Annotated in this window: 10 protein-coding genes; 4 read left to right on the top strand and 6 right to left on the bottom strand. The window is 66.7% G+C overall.

The genetic code is table 11. From position 1 onward, the window contains the following. Window positions 1-35 precede the first annotated feature (35 nt). Complete coding sequence (locus C8D03_RS26710; protein ID WP_108044953.1) at window positions 36-2582, top strand: patatin-like phospholipase family protein; 2547 nt, start codon at window positions 36-38, stop codon at window positions 2580-2582. A 116-nt stretch (window positions 2583-2698) separates the two neighbouring features. Here C8D03_RS26710 and C8D03_RS03050 read toward each other — a convergent pair whose 3' ends face one another. Further along, window positions 2699-3913 carry a polyhydroxyalkanoate depolymerase gene (locus tag C8D03_RS03050; RefSeq protein ID WP_108044952.1) on the bottom strand — a complete coding sequence of 405 codons (1215 nt, stop codon included), beginning with the start codon at window positions 3911-3913 and terminating at the stop codon, window positions 2699-2701. A 180-nt stretch (window positions 3914-4093) separates the two neighbouring features. On the opposite strand from C8D03_RS03050, the gene C8D03_RS03045 reads away from it, so the two are divergent. Continuing rightward, the gene (locus C8D03_RS03045; protein ID WP_108044951.1) at window positions 4094-4750 is read left to right on the top strand and encodes a glutathione S-transferase family protein; all 657 of its coding nucleotides are present in this window, start codon (window positions 4094-4096) and stop codon (window positions 4748-4750) included. A 115-nt stretch (window positions 4751-4865) separates the two neighbouring features. Beyond that, the gene (locus C8D03_RS03040) at window positions 4866-6311 is read left to right on the top strand and encodes an aldehyde dehydrogenase family protein (protein ID WP_108044950.1); all 1446 of its coding nucleotides are present in this window, start codon (window positions 4866-4868) and stop codon (window positions 6309-6311) included. Window positions 6312-6583: 272 nt separating this feature from the next. Here the strand turns inward: C8D03_RS03040 and C8D03_RS03035 are convergent, their stop codons facing one another. The 5 genes from C8D03_RS03035 to C8D03_RS03015 all read right to left on the bottom strand — a co-directional run bounded on the left by C8D03_RS03035 (window position 6584) and on the right by C8D03_RS03015 (window position 15760). Beyond that, window positions 6584-7294, bottom strand: coding sequence for a L,D-transpeptidase (locus C8D03_RS03035; RefSeq protein WP_108044949.1), 711 nt, complete (start codon window positions 7292-7294; stop codon window positions 6584-6586). 368 nt (window positions 7295-7662) lie between these two features. Further along, window positions 7663-8835 (bottom strand): 4-hydroxybenzoate 3-monooxygenase, encoded by a 1173-nt coding sequence (gene pobA, locus C8D03_RS03030; protein ID WP_108044948.1) that lies wholly within the window; start codon window positions 8833-8835, stop codon window positions 7663-7665. 128 nt (window positions 8836-8963) lie between these two features. Then, window positions 8964-9842, bottom strand: coding sequence for a transglutaminase family protein (locus C8D03_RS03025; protein WP_108044947.1), 879 nt, complete (start codon window positions 9840-9842; stop codon window positions 8964-8966). Beyond that, window positions 9839-12358 carry a circularly permuted type 2 ATP-grasp protein gene (locus C8D03_RS03020; RefSeq protein WP_108044946.1) on the bottom strand — a complete coding sequence of 840 codons (2520 nt, stop codon included), beginning with the start codon at window positions 12356-12358 and terminating at the stop codon, window positions 9839-9841. Before C8D03_RS03020 ends, C8D03_RS03025 begins: the two co-directional genes overlap by 4 nt. A 9-nt stretch (window positions 12359-12367) precedes the next feature. Next, window positions 12368-15760: a transglutaminase family protein gene (locus C8D03_RS03015; protein ID WP_108044945.1), complete on the bottom strand. Its 3393-nt coding sequence runs from the start codon at window positions 15758-15760 to the stop codon at window positions 12368-12370. 232 nt (window positions 15761-15992) lie between these two features. Here C8D03_RS03015 and C8D03_RS03010 point away from each other — a divergent pair, with 232 nt between their 5' ends. Continuing rightward, the gene (locus C8D03_RS03010; RefSeq protein ID WP_210203879.1) at window positions 15993-17609 is read left to right on the top strand and encodes an ABC transporter substrate-binding protein; all 1617 of its coding nucleotides are present in this window, start codon (window positions 15993-15995) and stop codon (window positions 17607-17609) included. The last annotated feature ends 91 nt before the right edge of the window (window positions 17610-17700 follow it).

Genomic DNA, 17700 nt, shown 5'->3' with positions numbered 1-17700 from the left:
GGGGCCCTGGCCCCGCTGTTCGGGAAACGCCAGAGATGAGCAAATCCTATCGCGACATCCTTGCTGCCATCGCGGACGGCGCGTTCGTCAGGGGCAGCGATGTCGAATGCCCTGCCGAACTCATCGCGCTCGAAACGAAGTGCATCAATGTCAGGCGCACGCGGCAGAAGCGCCCGAAACTGAAACCGCCGGGCGGGGCGAGGCGCAAGCGTGACTGCACCGGCCTCGCGATTTCCGGCGGCGGGATCAGGAGCGCCGCGTTTTCCCTGGGCGCCCTGCAGGCCTTGCATCAGGACGGCGTCCTCGCCGAGATCGATTATCTGTCGACCGTTTCGGGCGGCGGCTATATCGGCACCTCGCTGACCTCTGGCCTGGATGTCGGCGGCGGCGAGTTTCCCTTCACCACGGACGATGGCGACAAGAGCGACAATCTCGCCGTCGCGCATCTGCGAAACTACTCGAACTATCTCATCCCCAAGGGCTTGAACGATGTGCTCGCCTCGTTCTCGGTGATCCTGCGCGGCCTGGCCGCCAATTTCATCATCGTCGCCGGCATCCTTCTGGTGGCCGCGGGCATCACTTTGGCCTTCAATCCCAACCAGGAGGCTCTCAGCCGGCCCGATATCCTGGGCTGGCAGAATTTCCCCGGGCACCCGGCCGCGCTGACGGCGGCGGAGAAGGCGAGGCTCGCCAGTGCCGATGCCGAAATCGCGGGCCTGAGATCCCAATTGGCTCCCCTGATCGAACTGAACGCCGCGCAGGCCACGCTGGCTGAACTGGAGCGCAAGGCCGCGCTTCGGGCGCAGCTTCAGACGAAAATCAGGGAATTCGCCAGCCTGCGCGCCAAGGCCGAGCCGGCCGATTTCTTCTTCACGCGCTGGCTGCTGCTGGCTGTGCTGGCCTTTCATGCCGGCTGGGCGCTCTGGCGCAGTGCCCATGCCGAGGCTGCGCCGGAGTTCGTCGGGCCGGCCGCCCAGTTCTCGAAGGGGCTGATGTGGGTGGTCGTCGCAGCCGCGGCGCTGGAACTGCAGCCCTTTGCCCTGCGCGGTCTGTTCCTGCTCTATGTGCAGGAGGGCTCGGACAACTGGCTCGGCTGGATCTCGCAGATCGTGGCGGTGGTCACGCCCTATCTGGCGCCCGTCGCCGCGGTCGCGGCGTTCGCGAGCGACATCTTCGGCGATATCCTCAAGACCAAGGAGGGCGAGAGCGGCCTGAAGCCCCGGCTCAGCCGTTTGATCTCGAAGCTCATACTGCTGCTGGTGGCGCTGGCCCTGCCGATGACGCTGTGGGTGGCTTATCTCTACATCACCGTCGCCGGCGATATCGGCTTCTCCTTCCGCCCCGGCTGGATGCAGTGGATCGTCCAGCAGTACTGCGGACAGCCGGATGTCAGCGGGCTGCTCGGCGGGGACACGCGCGGCGCCTGCACCGATCCTTACCTCTTCGCCCGGCTCTACATCTCGACTGGCCTCGCCTTGACGATCGGCACCTGGCTCTTCCTGACCCCGAATGGCAATTCCCTGCACCGGCTGTACAGGGATCGCCTCAGCAAGGCCTTCCTGTTCGATCCTCGCAAAAAAGCTCCCGGCGACGGTTCGGGGGAGCCTGGCTCGCGCGATCCTGCCCCGCTCGATACCGTCTGCTTCACCGCCTTGCACCCGGCCAACGGACCGCTGCATCTCGTCAACGCCGCGCTGAACATCCAGGGCTCGGAATATGTCAACCAGCGCGGCCGGAATGCCGACTTCTTTCAGTTCTCGCCGGTCTATTGTGGCAGCGCCAGCACGGGCTACATCCGCACCGATAAATTCGAGGATCACTGCCCGGGCGTCGATCTGGCGACCGCGATGGCGGTGTCCGGCGCGGCGGCGTCCTCGAACATGGGCGCCAATACGCAGCGAAGCTTCTCCCCGACACTGGCCTTGCTGAACATCCGGCTGGGATACTGGTTGCGCAATCCGAAGCAGATCCTGCAGCCGAGCACGAACGTTGCGATGCGCGACTGGCTGAAGCCCTATCTCATGCAGGAGATGCTGGGCTGGCTCTCCGAGGAGAGCCCGCAAATCTACCTGACCGATGGCGGCCATATCGAGAATCTCGGCCTTTACGAACTGCTCCGCCGGCGTTGCGCACGGATCATCGTCCTGGACGCGGAAGCCGATCCGCAATTCTCCTTCCGCTCGCTGGTCGAGGCGCAGCGCTATGCGCGCATCGATCTCGGTATCCGCATCTACCTGCCATGGGACAAGATCCAGGCGAGCGCCCTGGCCTTGAACGCCGACTGCGCCGCGGGGCGCCGCTCAGAACCCGGGCAATGTGCCCAACGAACCCATGTCGCCAGAGGCAGGATTGAATACGGGCCGGGCGAGGAGGGGGAGATCATCTATATCAAATCGTCGCTGACCGGCGACGAGAACGACTACGTCCTCGACTACAAGGCCCGCTATCCCGATTTTCCCCATCAGACCACCGGCGACCAGATGTTCTCCGAAGAGCAGTTCGAATGCTACCGCGCCCTCGGTTTCCACGCTGCACACCGGGTCTTTGCCGCCCCTGGCGAGGAGGGCAAGCCCGACTGGTAGGCGACGCGGCTCGCTTGCGTCATCGAACCGTAAATCGTGTTCGGTTCGATGCCGTGGTTCACCGATCTTGCCGCGGCTTTTCCCAAGAATCGCGCCGCACTTTTCGAGGCGATGCTCTAGCTGTTGGCGACGATCATGTTGCGGACGATCGGATAGATCTGCCCGTCCCATTTGCGGCCCGAGAACACGCCGTAATGCCCGACGCCGGCCTGCATGTGATGGCGCTTGCGGAACGGCTTCAGCCCCGAGCAGAGATCATGCGCCGCCGATGTCTGCCCGAGCGCGCAGATGTCGTCGCGCTCGCCCTCGACTGTCAGCAGCGCGGTTTTGCGGATCGCCCGGCAATCGACCGTCTCGCCGCGATAGGTCAGGGTGCGTGCCGCGAGCCTTGCCTCCTGGAAGATCCACTGCACGGTCTCCAGATAGAACTCGGCCGGCAGGTCGAGCACGGCGAAGTACTCGTCGTAGAACGACTTTATCTTCTGCGCTTCCTCGACCTCGCCCGTCGCCATATGGGTGAACAGATCGATATGGGCGTTGATGTGCCGTTGCATGTTCATCGCCAGGAAGGCGCCGAGCTGGACGAAGCCCGGATAGACCTGGCGGCCTCCGCCCGGATAGCGCGACGGCACGGTGGCGATCAGGTTCTTGCGGAACCACTCGATCGGCTTGCCCATGGCGAGCTTGTTGACCGCCGTCGGGTTGACGCGGGTATCGACCGGCCCCGCCATCAGCGTCATGCTGCGCGGCTGGAAGGCGCTGCCCGCCTGCGCCATCACCGCCGCCGCCGTGAGCACCTGCACGCAGGGCTGGCACACCGAGACGACATGCGTCCGGTCCCCCAGTGTCTCGATGAAGCGGATCAGCGTGTCGACATAGTCGTCATAGCCGAACGGCCCGGCCTCGAGGCTGACATCGCGGGCATTGTGCCAGTCGGTGATGTAGACGTCGTGGTCGCGCAGCATTGTCGCCACCGTGTTGCGCAGCAGCGTGGCGAAATGCCCCGACATCGGCGCCACCACCAGCACCTTGGCCTGGGGCGTTTCGCTGTCCTTGCGGAAGCGCAGCAGGCTGCCGAAAGGCAGATTAAGTACGACCTCCTCGGTCACGGGCACGTCGCGATTGCCGTCGCGCACGCTGTCGATGCCATAGGATGGCCGCTCATGGCTCAAGCCCGCGCGCGTCACCATCTCATAGGCGGCGGAGGCTGCGCGCATATCGACGGGGTGGCCCGCCATGGCTCTGGCGCCAAGGGTCGCGAGCGCCCCTCGCGCCAGCATCTTGGCCGGATTCATGAAGTCGGATTGGGCCTGGTAGGCGAGATAGAGCATCCGTATGCGACCTCGGGCGGACAAAGCGTGGCCACCTGTCGGCGACAATGCCGTCAGGCTGCGTCCTGCATTTTTCATGTTGCACCGCAAAATGAGTTTTTCGCAAGAATCTTTCTACGATGTGCGCTCCTTGGAACATCTCTTGCTATGCTGGGGCCTTCTTCGCCGAGGACGACGCCCATGACCGCCGCGACGCTCACCATCAGCAGCAGGAATTACTCCTCTTGGTCGCTGCGCGGCTGGCTGCTCTGCATCATGGCCGGGCTGGAGATCGAGGAGCACATGCTCTCGGTCGACGATCCCTCGGCGCGCGCCGAGCTGCTGCTGCTCTCGCCGTCCTTCCTCGTGCCCTGCCTGACGCATGACGGCATCAAGGTCTGGGATACGCTCGCCATCGCCGCCTATCTCGACGAGATCAGGCCGCAGGCCGGGCTCCTGCCGAAGGACGCCGTCGCACGCGCCCATTGTCGGGCGATTTGCGGCGAGATGCATTCCGGTTTCGCCAATCTCCGCTCGGCCCTGCCGATGAACCTCAAGGCGCATTATCCGGGCTTCAAGGTCTGGGCCGGGGCCCAGGCCGATATCGACCGCGTCACCGAAATCTGGCGCGAATGCCTCGACGCCTATGGCGGGCCCTATCTCTTCGGCAAGACCCTGACCATGGCCGACGCGATGTACGCACCCGTCTGCCTGCGCTTCCTGACCTATGACGTCCCGCTCGACGCGACGAGCCAGGCCTATTGCAGGGCGATCTCGCAATGGCCCGCGCTTCAGCGCTGGATCGAGGCGGCGAAGACCGAGCCCGAAGAGTTGGAAGAGCTCGACGCGGAGTTCTGAACTCCGACTCACAATGCGCATGAGGACTGAACCGATGGCGGCTGCTGCATTGGCCTTCCGGGGCCAAAGGCGCTAACACGGCCCACGAAATCCAAAACGCCGTGGGAGGCCGCCAATGACGGAAATCTTCAAGAACCTGATCGCCGGCGAGTGGGCCAGCTCGGGTAATGCCTCGCGCAACATCAACCCGTCGAACACCAACGATGTCGTCGGTGAATATTCACAGGGTTCCGTCGACCAGCTCAATGATGCGGTGGCCGCGGCGAAGGCCGCCTTTCCGGCCTGGAGCCGCTCGGGCCCGCAGGAGCGCTACGAGATCCTGAAGAAGGCCTCGGACGAGATTCTCGCGCGCAGGGAAGAGCTCGGCAAGCTGCTTTCGCGCGAGGAGGGCAAGACCCTGGCCGAGGGCATCGGCGAGGCCGGCCGTGCCGGCCAGGTCTTCGCCTTCTTCGCCGGCGAATGCCTGCGCCTCGGCGGCGAGGCGCTTCCCTCGGTGCGGCCGGGTGTCGGCGTCGAGATCACGCGCGAGCCGGTCGGCATCGTCGGCATGATCACGCCCTGGAACTTCCCGATCGCGATCCCCGCCTGGAAGATCGCGCCGGCTCTCGCCCATGGCAACTGCGTCGTCATCAAGCCGGCCGATCTGGTGCCGGGCTCGGCCTGGGCGCTGGTCGACATTCTCCAGCGTGCCGGCCTGCCCAAGGGCGTGCTCAACCTTGTCATGGGGCGCGGCTCTGTCGTCGGCCAGGCGCTGCTGCAGCACAAGGACGTGCACGCCATCTCCTTCACCGGCTCGGTCTCGACCGGCCGCAAGGTCGCGGAGGCCTGCATCGCTTCCTCGCCGATGAAGAAGGTCCAGCTCGAGATGGGCGGCAAGAACCCGCTCGTCGTGCTCGACGACGCCGATCTGAAGGTCGCGGTCGAGGCCGCCGTCCAGGGCGCCTTCTTCTCCACCGGGCAGCGCTGCACGGCGTCCTCGCGCCTGATCGTCCAGGCCGGCATCCATGACCGCTTCGTCGAGGCCTGCATCGAGCGTCTGAAGGGCGTCGTCGTCGATGACGCGCTCAAGCAGGGCACCCATATCGGCCCGGTGGTCGATCAGAGCCAGCTCGACCAGGACCTGAAATACATCCAGATCGCCAAGGACGAAGGCGGCAAGCTTGCCTTCGGCGGCGAGCTGCTGAAGCGCGAGACCCCCGGCTTCTATCTCCAGCCGGCGCTGTTCACCGAGACCACAAACGCCATGCGCATTTCGCGCGAGGAGGTCTTCGGCCCGGTCGCCAACATCATCCGGGTGAAGGATTACGAGGAGGCGCTCGCGGTGGCCAACGACACCGAATTCGGCCTGTCGTCCGGCATCTGCACGACCTCGCTGAAGCATGCGACGCATTTCAAGCGCAATGCCGAGGCAGGCATGGTGATGGTCAACCTCGCCACCGCGGGCGTCGACTACCATGTGCCCTTCGGCGGCCGGAAGGGCTCGAGCTATGGCCCGCGCGAGCAGGGCGCCTACGCCAAGGAGTTCTACACCACGGTCAAGACGGCTTACACGCTGGCCTGAGCCGAAACGCTTGAAGCCGCATTCGAGGGGCCGCGCCACCAAGGCGCGGCCCTTTTTTCATGGAGCGTAGCAGTCAACGCGCCAAAGCCGCGATGTCCTGGATGGCTGGAAAGCGGCCATGACCTTCGGGCCCGGGAATCTTGCGTGACGACAAAGGTCGCGCAGTCGATCCTCGAGGGACCGGCGGCCCCACAAGCGCGATGACTCCGGGAACGCGCACGATCTTGCCCTGCCCGCACGGGCAGCGCTTGGACCGGGTATCGACGCCGTCGCTATGCCGGCAGCACGACCACCTTCGTCTTGACGGGCGTCTGCGAGTACAGGTGCATCATGTCCTGGCTGAGGAGACCGACGCAGCCGCTGGTGACGCCGCTCCCGATCGACTCGGGGTCGCTCGACGCATAGATCGTGTAGAGCGTGTAAGCGCCGTTCTGATACATATAGAGCGTGCGGGCGCCGAGCGGGTTTTCGAGGCCGCCCGGCATGCCGCCGGCGTATTTGGCCGCCTCGGGCTGGCGCTTGATCATCTCCTTGGGCGGTGTCCAGGTCGCCCATTCGGCCTTGCGCCCGACATAGGCGTCACCGCTCCACAGGAACCCGTCGCGACCGACATTGGCACCATAGCGGGTGGCGGATCCGTCGCCCTCGACGCGATAAACGTAGTAATTGCTGGGATCGACGATGATCGTGCCGGGCGCTTCCTTGGTGTCGTAGCGAACGGTCCGGCGGAAATATTTCGGATCGACCTTGCTGACATCGACCGCCGGGATCGGGAACTTCTCTTCTGGCACCGGCCCGTAGACCTTCTCCGCCTCCGCGAGGCTCATGCCGTCGGGTGTCACGCATCCGCCCAGCCCCAAAGCGCCGAGGCTCACAGTCGAGCCGACCAGAAACGACCGGCGGTTGAGAAGCTCGGACCGACGCCCGGGGAGAGCGATTGCGTCCATCTTGCCGGCATCGGCAGTCCTGTCGTCCATGATCATGATCCTGGGCCTTCCCATGTCGCGCTGCCCGACTGAATAATACTTTGACAGCCACCCGCCAAGCGTCTTGCTGAGTGGAGATTGCCGGCACATGGCCCGACTGGCGAGTTCGGGCTTTCGCCGCGCGGGGCGGGTTCTCGCTGCGCGGGGCTTGCCGTGCACGAAAGTCGGCAACATCGACGCGGTCTCGCCGTCCCACGTGCGCTGGTTTCGACCAAAACCTGCAGATCGCAGCATCGGCGCGCTTCGATGAATCCGGCGGCATTCCATGGCCGAGAGCGGGCGGAATGCTCCGGGTCTGTGGTCGGCCCCCCGGCGCCCGGGCCGGGACCTGACCGGACGTTATTGCCTCTCGCCGCCTTGCCGCCTCAATAAGGCAGTCCGACATAGTTCTCCGCCAGCGCCGCCATGGCGTGCTCGGAGGAGACGAGATAGTCGAGTTCGGCCTGCTGCATGCGCTGCTCGAACGGGCGCTGGTCCGGGAACTGGTGCATTAGCGAGGTCAGCCACCACGAAAACCGCTCGGCCTTCCAGACCCGTGCCAGCGCCTTCTGCGAATAGGCGTCGATGCCGGCCTCGGATCGGTCGAGGAAAAGCTCGCTCAGCGCCTCGAACAGGTAATGTACGTCGCTCGCCGCGAGATTGAGCCCCTTCGCGCCGGTCGGCGGCACGATATGAGCGGCGTCTCCAGCCAGGAACAGCCGCCCGAAGCGCAGCGGCTCCGCCACGAAGGAGCGCAGCGGCGCGAACGATTTCTCGATCGAGGGGCCGGTCGTCAGCGCGGCCGCCGTCGCCGGGTCGAGCCGCCGGCGCAACTCGTCCCAGAAGCGCGCATCCGACCAGTCGTCGACGCGCTCGCCCTCGCTGCACTGGACGTAATAGCGGCTGCGCGTCGCCGAGCGCATCGAGCAGAGCGCGAAGCCGCGCGCACTGCGGGCATAGATCAGCTCGTCGGAAACCGGCGGCACGTCGGCCAGGATACCGAGCCAGCCGAACGGATAGACGCGCTCGAAGATCCGCAGCGCACTCGTCGGGATGCTGGCGCGCGAGACCCCGTGATAGCCGTCGCAGCCGGCGATGACGTCGCAATCCAGCCGTCGCGGGACGCCGTTTTCAAGATAGGTGACATAGGGGCTGGTGCCGTCGAAGCCGTGCAGCGTCACGTCGTCGGCCTCGAAGACGGTCCGGCCACTCTGGGCGGCGCGCTGGTCCATCAGGTCGCGCGTCACCTCGGTCTGTCCGTAGACGGTGACATGCTTGCCGCCGGCCAGGCGGTCGAGCGCGACACGATGGCGCTGCTCGCCGAAGAGCAGATCGAAGCCGCTATGCGGAAGGCCCTCGGCATGCAGTCTCGCGCTCGCCCCGGCCTTGTCGAGCAGCGCGACGGTGCCCTGTTCGAGGACGCCGGCCCTGATCCGCGCCAGCACATAGTCGCGACTCTTCCGTTCGAGGATCACGGTGTCGATGCCGGCCTGGTGCAGCAATTGCCCGAGCAGCAGCCCGGATGGCCCGGCTCCGATGATGGCGACCTGCGTCCGCAAGGTTTCCTCTCCGCTTGCGCCTTGTCCAGCCGGTTCGCCGGCTTGGCGCCTCGAGGAGGAAGTTGCCATGGCAACCAATCAAAGGAAAGCTCTCCCTAAGCCGGGCGCTCGGAAGCGCCCTCCAGCGGTCAGATGACGGGGATGACGTCGACCGCGATGCCGATCTTCTGCGAGCCGGGCCCGACGATCACGCCGTCCAGAGGCGAGACATCGGCATAATCCCGGCCAAAGGCTGTGACGATGTGGTCGTCGGCGACGATCAGGTCGTTGGTCGGGTCCAGCCCGATCCAGCCTGTCTCCGGTCCGCACCAGAGCATCACCCAGGCATGGCTCGCATCGGCGCCTTCGAGCCGCTTTTCGCCGGGCGGCGGGATCGTGCGGATATAGCCGCTGACATAAGCCGCCGGGAGCCCGAGCCCGCGCAGCCCCGCGATCATCACATGCGCGAAATCCTGGCAGACGCCATGGCGCTCGCGGAAGGCTTCCTCCAGCGGCGTCGAGACCTCTGTCGCCTCCGGATCGTAGGTGAAGTCGCTGCGGATGCGCGCCATCAGCTCGCTTGCGGCTTCGAGCACGGGCCGCAGCGGCGCAAAGCTCGCGCGGGCATAATCCGTGACGGCGGCGACCGGCGGCACCAGCCGGCTCGGATAGAGATGATGCGCCGGCGAATCCGGCGCCAGGCTGCCGGAGGCCAGAGCCAGCGCGGAGACCTCTTCCCAATGCCGCGTCAGGCCGGGGAAGGGCGCGGGCGTCCGCTGAACCTCGACGCGCGCGCGCATCTCGACCTTGAGCTCGCGATGGGGCTTCGAGATCGTGATCGTCGTCATCCGGTTGCCGAAGAAGCAGGTCCCGTCGACGCGCTCGGCTGGACGCGGCGTCACGCTGAGCTCGCTGCTGCGGACGCTCTGGCCGCCATCGTTGCGCGGCTGCAGCCGCAGGATGCAGCGCGCGAACGGGACCGGGCGGCTATAGCCGTAGGTCGTGATGTGCCGGAGGTCGTAGATCACGCGATGCCTGTCAGCCGCGAGCCTTCCGGGCCGCTGTTCTGGAGGAAGTAGCGATCGGCGATGGCGCTGGAGACGCCCATCAGCAGCTGCTCGAACAGCAGGATGCTGGTCCGGTCGAGCCGCGAGGCCTCCGCCGTGCGGCATTCGGCGGCGAGCTTCAGGATCAGCCGGCGCGGCGCCTCCAGCATGCCGTCCTCGGTCAGCGACGGCAGGTCGCGAATCTCGGTGTCGAGCCGGTCGATCTGGAAGGCGACCGAGCGCGGATTATACGGGTCGAGCATCACGAGATCGAGCACCGGCTGCAGGCTGGCGCCGAGCAGGTAGCGCGAGCGGTAGGTGATCTGCGAATCCGTCAGGTCGAGGAGCGCGTCGAGGCCGTCGGTGGGTGCGGTCGTCTCGGCGAAATGGCGGGCGAAGCGGCAGGTCGCAATCCCTCGCTCCAGCCGCCGGCCGATGTCGAGGAAGCGCCAGCCCGGGCCGCGCACCATGTTCTCCTGGCTGAGCCCCGAGAAGGCGGCGAGCGATTTCAGCGCCCGGTCGGCGATCTCGTAGGCCTCGCCCTCGCTCGGCTCGCGCCCTTCCTCGAGGGTGAGCTGCTGCTGCATGTCGCCGAACAGCCGCCAGGCGTCGATCGAGAGGCGCTCGCGGATGACGGATGCCGTCCGCCTCGCCTCACGCGTCGTGGCGAGGGCCGAGCCATACTGGTCGATCGCGTGCAGCGCCGCGGACGCCTGGCCGGCCGGCGTCTGGCCGCGTCCGCCGGGCGAGGCGCCCCAGGCGACCAGCAGATTGGCGAGGCGGCGCAGAGTCTCGTTGCGGCCCTGCGTCGGGTCGGTGTCGATCAGCCGGCCGAGCAGCGCGCGCACCAGCCTGAGCGTCGCTTCCGTGCGTTCGAGATAGCGCCCGAGCCAGAACAGATTGTCGGCGGCCCGGCTCGGCAAAGTGCCGGTGACGCGGCGGATGGTGATGCGGTCGGGCGTCGGCAGCAGCGTCACCTGCTCCACCGGCGCGTCGGAGGTCACCCAGACATCGCTCGAACGCACGCCGCTCTGCATGCTGACGGCGCGCGCATCGGGCTCGTCGGAGATGCGGCAGAAGCCGCCGGGCATCACCTTCCAGCCGTCCGGCGTGGCGGCGGCGAAGACCCGCAGCGTCATCGGGCGCGGTTGCAGGCGGCCATTCTGGAAGACCGGCGTGGTCGAGAGCCGCACCACTTCCTGCCCGACATAATCCATGCCGCGCGCCTCGATCCGGGCGCGCAGGGCATCGCGCTCCTTCGCCGACAGGTCGGCGGCGACCACGGGGCCGGTGTCGAGCCCGCCGCCCGCGCTGCGGAAGGCCGGCGCGATGCTCATCTCGTCGAGCCTGTCGAGCACGGCGGCGCGCTCGCGCGCCTGGCCGCACCACCAGGTCGCGACATGGGGGAGGATCATCTCCTCGCCGAGGATCCGCTGGCCCAGCGCCGGCAGGAAACCCATCAGCGCCCGCGCCTCGACCACGCCCGAGCCGAGCCCGTTGGCGATGTGGACATTGCCTCGGCGCACGGCCTGGACGAGCCCTGCGACGCCGAGCGCCGAGGCGGAATTCAGCTCCAGCGGATCGGAGAAATCACCGTCGATGCGCCGCCAGATCACGTCGGCCCGCTTCAGCCCGGCGATGGTGCGCACATGCACGCGGCCCTCGCGCATCACCAGGTCGCCGCCCTCGACCAGCAGGAAGCCGAGATAGCGCGCGAGATAGGTCTGTTCGAAATAGCTTTCGTTGAGCGGCCCGGGCGTCAGCAGGCAGATGCGCGGCTCGACGCGCTTCGAACTCGCCACGAGCCCGGCGCGGAAGCCCTGGAAGAAGGCCGCCAGCCGCTCGATGTTCATCGTCCTGAACATGTCGGGGAAGGCGCGCGACAGGGCGAGCCGGTTTTCCAGCGCGTAGCCGGTGCCGGAGGGCGCCTGCGTGCGGTCCTGCAGCACCCACCAGCGCCCGTCCGGACCACGGCCGAGATCCGCAGCGTAGAGCTGCAGCGCGCCGCCACCCGGCGCACCCTGCAGCGGGCGCAGATAATCGCTGCTCCCCGTGACCACGGATGCGGGGAGAAGCCCGTTGGCGATCATCTCGCCCGGGCCGTAGATGTCATCCAGCAGCGTGCCGAGCAGCTTTGCCCGCTGCGCGACCCCCGCGGCGATGGTCTGCCATTCGGCGCCGGTGATGACGAGCGGCACATGGGAGAGCGGCCAGGGCCGTTCGCCCGCAGCCGGATCGCCCTCGTCGAGATCGCCATGGACGCGATAGGAGACGCCCGTGTCGTGGACATGGCGGTCGGCCAGGCCGAAGCGCTGGTTCAGCTCGTCGGGAGAAAATGCGCACCATTCCGAGAGGAAGGGCTCCCAATGCGGCCGCACCTTGCCGTCGGCGCCGAGGAGTTCGTCATGCGCGCCCGGCAGCGGCCGGTATCCGGCCAGCAGAGCGTTGCGTCGCTCCGTCCTGGTGCGCGCTGACGGTGATCGCCCCTGCAATGCCATCGCTTGCGTCTAGACTCCAACGGGACGCCGCAGATCCAGGGTGAACGGGAATTCGGCGCTGCGCTCTTCGGGCGGAATCGCCAGCGCGCCGGGAGTATGACCGATCGCCTCGAAACGTGCGAGCCGGCGCGCCTCCGCTTCGTAAGAATTCACGGGAGGAGTTTCATAGCTGCGCCCGCCGGGATGGGCGACATGGTAGACGCAGCCGCCGAGCGAGCGCCCGACCCAGGTGTCGACGATGTCGAAGGTCAGCGGCGCATGCACCGGAATCGTCGGATGCAGGCCGGACGCCGGCTGCCAGGCCTTGAAGCGCACGGCGGCGATGCTTTCGCCCGAGGTTCCGGCCGGCGTCAGCGGCAGGCGCCGGCCATTGCAGGTGATGACATGCCGGCCCGGCACCAGTCCCTTCGCCTTGACCTGCAGCCGCTCGACCGAGGAATCGACATAGCGCACCGTGCCGCCGATCGCGCCCTCCTCGCCCATGACGTGCCAGGGTTCGAGCGCCTGCCGGATCTCGATCTCGACGCCACCATGCTCGACCTTGCCGAAAAACGGGAAGCGGAATTCGGCCTGCGCCTCGAACCAGACCGGATCGAAGGCATAGCCGGCGCTGCCGAGATCGGCGAGCACGTCCTTGAAGTCCTGCCAGACCATCTCGGGCAGCATGAAGCGGTCATGCAGCGTGGTGCCCCAGCGTACGAGGCCGCCCGTCTGCGGTTCGCGCCAGAACCAGGCGACCAGCGCCCTGACCAGAAGCTGCTGCGCCAGGCTCATGCGCGAATCCGGCGGCATCTCGAAGCCGCGGAACTCGATCAGCCCGAGCCGGCCCGTCGGCCCATCCGGCGAATAGAGCTTGTCGATGCAGATCTCGGTGCGGTGGGTGTTGCCGGAGACGTCGACCAGGAGGTTGCGCAGCAGCCGGTCGACCAGCCAGAGCGGGATCGTCGGCGCGCCCGGCTGCGGGATTTTCGCCAGCGCGATCTCAAGTTCGTAGAGCGCATCGTGCCGGCCCTCGTCGATGCGCGGCGCCTGGCTGGTCGGGCCGATGAACAGTCCCGAGAACAGATAGGACAGGCAGGGATGCCGGTTCCAGTAGAGCACGATGCTTTTCAGCAGGTCCGGCCGGCGCAGGAACGGCGAGTCGGGCGGCGTAACGCCGCCGAGTACGACATGGTTGCCGCCGCCGGTGCCGGTATGGCGCCCGTCGACCATGAACTTCTCGGCGCAGAGCCGCGACTGCCGCGCCTCCTCATAGACGCCGCGCGTGATCTCGACCGCCTCGCGCCAGTTGCGGGCGGGGTGGATGTTGACCTCGATCACGCCGGGGTCCGGCGTCACCTTGACGACGTTGAGCCGTGGGTCATGCGGCGGGGCATAGCCCTCGATATGGACGGGCTGGTTGCGCTCGCGTGCCACCTGCTCGACGCTGGCGATCAGGTCGAGATAGTCCTCCAGCCGCTCGACCGGCGGCAGGAACACGCACAGCACATTGTCCCGGATTTCGAGGCTGATCGCGGTGCGGACATGTTCGCCGCCGATCTCCTGTTCGGTGCGGTCCTGCGCGCCGGCGCCGCCGGCCTCGACGGTGCGCGACATCTGCTGGGGCGAAGGCGCTTCCGAGCGCATCGGCGCAGCCTGTGGCGGCGGATCGGCTGCCGGCCCGAAACCGCCGGCGGCACGTGGCAGCGGCGGGCGGCCCTCCATCGGGTCCTGCGGGTGGATATGCGGGTACTCCGCCTTGGGCACGACCGGCAATGAGCCGAGCGGCAGGCGGTAACCGACCGGCGAGTCGCCCGGCATGAGGAAGAGCTTGCCCCGCCTCAGCTTCCATTTCTCCGAGCGCCAGCGCTTGTCGCCGGCCTGGCTCTGCCAGCGCTGCACCGGGATGACATAGCCGCGCGGCTTCCCCAGGCCGAGCTGGAAGACCTGCTGCATGCGGGCCCGCTCTTCGGGGTCCGCGAGGCGCGGGTCGAGCGGGTCGACATTGTCGGGGAGTTGCGCCTCCTTGAGCAGCCAGTACCCGGTGTCCTCATAGGCGGGCAGGACGTAATCGGCGCCCAAGCCCAGCTTGTCGGACAGGCCCGCCGCCAGCGCCTCGGCTTCGGCGATGGTCGCGCCGCCTTCCAGCTCGCGGTCGCCGCCGGTCGCGGTGCCGGGCTCGCGCGCGATCAGCGCCGCATCCCGCCAGATCGGCTCGCCATCGGCCCGCCAGTAGAGCGCGAAGGCCCAGCGCGGCAGGCTCTCGCCCGGATACCATTTGCCCTGGCCGTAATGCAGCATGCCGCCGGGCGCGAAGCGCTCGCGCAGCTTGCGGATCATCACATCGGCGCGCTGGCGCTTGGTCGGGCCGACGGCGGCGGTGTTCCATTCCTCGCCGGTCTGGTCGTCGATCGAGACGAATGTCGGCTCGCCGCCCATGGTCAGGCGGACATCCTGCGCCTGAAGGTCGGCCTCGACCTGCTCGCCGAGCGCATCGAGTTTCTGCCAGGACTCGTCCGAGAAGGGCAGGGTGATGCGCGGCACCTCATGCACCCGTGCCACGCTCATCTCGAAATCGAAGGTCGTCTCGGCATAGCTGGCAACGCCGGAGACCGGCGCGGCCGAGCGGTAATGCGGCGTCGCCGCCAGCGGCAGGTGGCCCTCGCCGGTGAGCAGGCCAGAGGTCGGGTCGAGGCCGATCCAGCCGGCACCCGGAATATAGACCTCGGCCCAGGCGTGCAGGTCGGTGAAGTCCTTGTCGGTGCCGCGCGGCCCCTCCAGCGGATCGATGTCCGCCTTCATCTGGATCAGGTAGCCGGAAACGAAACGCGCCGCGAGGCCGAGATGGCGCAGGATCTGGACGAGCAGCCAGCTCGAATCGCGGCAGGAGCCCGACTTGATGGACAGTGTGTGCTCCGGCTCCTGGACGCCGGGTTCCATGCGGATGCCATAGGCGATGCCCGAAGCGAGCCGCGCATTGAGGTCGACGATGAAGTTGACGGTGTTGGTCGGCTCGCGCGGGACTGTGGCGAGGAAGGCCTGAAGCAGCGGCCCCGCCGGCTCGGTGACGAGATAGGGCGCAAGCTCTGCCCGCAATTCCTCCGGATAGGAGAGGGGGAATATCTCCGCGTCGGTCTCGACGAAGAAGTCGAACGGATTGATGATCGACAGCTCGGTGACGAGATCGACCTCGATGCGGAATTCGCGGACCGGCTCGGGAAAGACATAGCGCGCCAGCCAGTTGCCGCTGGGATCCTGCTGCCAGTTCACGAAATGCTCGGGCGGGCTCACCTTCAGCGAATAGCTGTTGATCGCGGCGCGGCAATGCGGCGCCGGCCGGAGCCGGATGATCTGCGGCCCGAGCGTGACCGGCCGGTCGTAAGTGTAATGGGTGACGTGGTGGAGCGCGGCGATGATGGCCAAGGGCTGAGCACCTGCTTGTCGTGACGAGGCGGAACGCCAGGCCGCCTCACGTTAGCGGCCTGCGGGAGGCTCGCAAAGCAGCATCTCGCCCAAGCATGCGCCGCGGAAACACGCCCTTGCACAAGAACTGTGCACGGCGCTCTGGACTCCGGCGGCGCTCTGCTGGACAGAGGCCGCCAACTGGTTCCACATTGCGCAGAACGGCCGGAACCACGGCCGCAAACCTGAACTGATGGGGATTTCGATGCGTCACGTTGCGAAATTGATGGTGGCGTCGGCCTTCACCGCGTTGCTGACGACGACTGCCCAGACCACCGTGTCCTTTGCCCAGACCCCGAAGGATACGGTGGTCATGGCCAAGCAGATCGACGACATCATCTCGCTTGACCCGGCCGAGGCCTTCGAGTTTTCCGGCGTCGAGGTCGTGACCAATCTCTATGACAAGCTGATGGGCGTCGACCTCGCCAAGAACAACGAACTCGTTCCCGAGCTCGCCCAGAGCTGGAGCGTCACCCCCGACAACCTGACCTATACCTTCAAGCTGCGCCCCGGCGTGAAATTCCACTCCGGCAACGCGCTGACCGCCGCCGACGTGGTCTATTCCTTCCAGCGCGCGGTGACGCTGAACAAGTCGCCGGGCTTCATCCTGGCCCAGTTCGGCTTCACCAAGGACAACGTTCTGGAGAAGGTAAAGGCCGCCGACGACAACACGGTCGTCATCACCGTCTCGAAGCCCTTCGCGCCGACATTCTTCCTGAACTGCCTGACCTCGGGCGTCGCCTCGATCGTCGACACCAAGCTGGTCAAGGCCAATGAGAAGGACGGCGATTTCGGCAATGGCTGGCTCAAGCTGAACTCGGCCGGCTCCGGCGCCTACAAGGTCCGGGCCTACCGACCCAACGAGCAATATGCGCTCGACGCCAATGAGAGCTGGTACAAGGGCGCGCCGAAGAACAAGCGCATCGTCGTACGCCACGTCGCCGAGCCGGCCTCGCAGCGCCTCCTGCTCGAGAAGGGCGACATCGACATCGCCCGCAACCTCTCCAAGGACCAGCTCGCGGCGGTCAAGACCAACAAGGACGTCGAGATCGTCCAGGGCGACAAGGGTTACATCCTCTATCTCGGCCTGAACCAGAAGAACCCGAATTTCGCCAAGCCCGAGGTTCGCGAGGCCCTGAAATACCTCGTCGATTACGCCTCGATCGAGCGCAACATCGTCGAGGGCACCTATAAGGCCCATGAATCCTTCCTGCCCAAGGGTTTCCTCGGCGCGATCGACGACAAGCCCTACAAGTTCGATCCGGCCAAGGCGAAGGAACTGCTCGCCAAGGCCGGCCTGCCGAACGGCTTCACCGTCACCATGGACGTTCGCTCTGTGAACCCGATCACCGACATCGCGCAGGCGATCCAGTCGAACTGGGCCCAGGCCGGCATCAAGCTCGAGCTGATCCCCGGCGACGGCAAGCAGACCCTGACCAAGTACCGCGCCCGCACCCACGACATCTATATCGGCCAGTGGGGCCCGGATTATCTCGATCCGCACACCAATGCCGAAACCTTCGCCATCAACGAGAACAATGGCGAGGACGCCAAGTCGAAGACGCTGGCCTGGCGCAATGCCTGGGACATCCCGGACATGACCAAGGTCACGCAGGCCAACGTGCTGGAAACCGACGCCGCCAAGCGCGCCGCCGTCTATGGCGCGCTGCAGCGCGAGCATCAGAAGGTTTCGCCCTTCGTCATCATGTTCCAGCAGGTCGAGGTCTCGGCCGATCGCAAGGGCGTCAAGGGCTGGGCCATCGGGCCGAGCTCGGACACCAATTTCTACGCGCCGATCACGAAGAACTGAGGCGACGGGTCGAAAGCCCCGCCACGGCCAGCCACGGCCGCGGCGGGGCTTTTGCTTCCGGCCGGTCGCCGGGTAGGCCCTCGCAATCCCG

The organism is Bosea sp. 124 (assembly GCF_003046175.1).
Classification (GTDB): Bacteria; Pseudomonadota; Alphaproteobacteria; order Rhizobiales; family Beijerinckiaceae; genus Allobosea.
Note: the sequence above shows the minus strand (reverse complement) of the source record. Positions and strands in the feature narration are given on the sequence as shown.

What these genes read in the sequence shown, in the direction of transcription:
- C8D03_RS03050 (WP_108044952.1), bottom strand. Translation starts at nt 3,913, where the DNA reads ATGCTCTATCTCGCCTACCAGGCCCAATCCGACTTCATGAATCCGGCC.
- C8D03_RS03040 (WP_108044950.1), top strand. Translation starts at nt 4,866, where the DNA reads ATGACGGAAATCTTCAAGAACCTGATCGCCGGCGAGTGGGCCAGCTCG.
- C8D03_RS26710 (WP_108044953.1), top strand. Translation starts at nt 36, where the DNA reads ATGAGCAAATCCTATCGCGACATCCTTGCTGCCATCGCGGACGGCGCG.
- C8D03_RS03035 (WP_108044949.1), bottom strand. Translation starts at nt 7,294, where the DNA reads ATGATCATGGACGACAGGACTGCCGATGCCGGCAAGATGGACGCAATC.
- C8D03_RS03020 (WP_108044946.1), bottom strand. Translation starts at nt 12,358, where the DNA reads ATGGCATTGCAGGGGCGATCACCGTCAGCGCGCACCAGGACGGAGCGA.
- C8D03_RS03010 (WP_210203879.1), top strand. Translation starts at nt 15,993, where the DNA reads ATGGGGATTTCGATGCGTCACGTTGCGAAATTGATGGTGGCGTCGGCC.
- C8D03_RS03045 (WP_108044951.1), top strand. Translation starts at nt 4,094, where the DNA reads ATGACCGCCGCGACGCTCACCATCAGCAGCAGGAATTACTCCTCTTGG.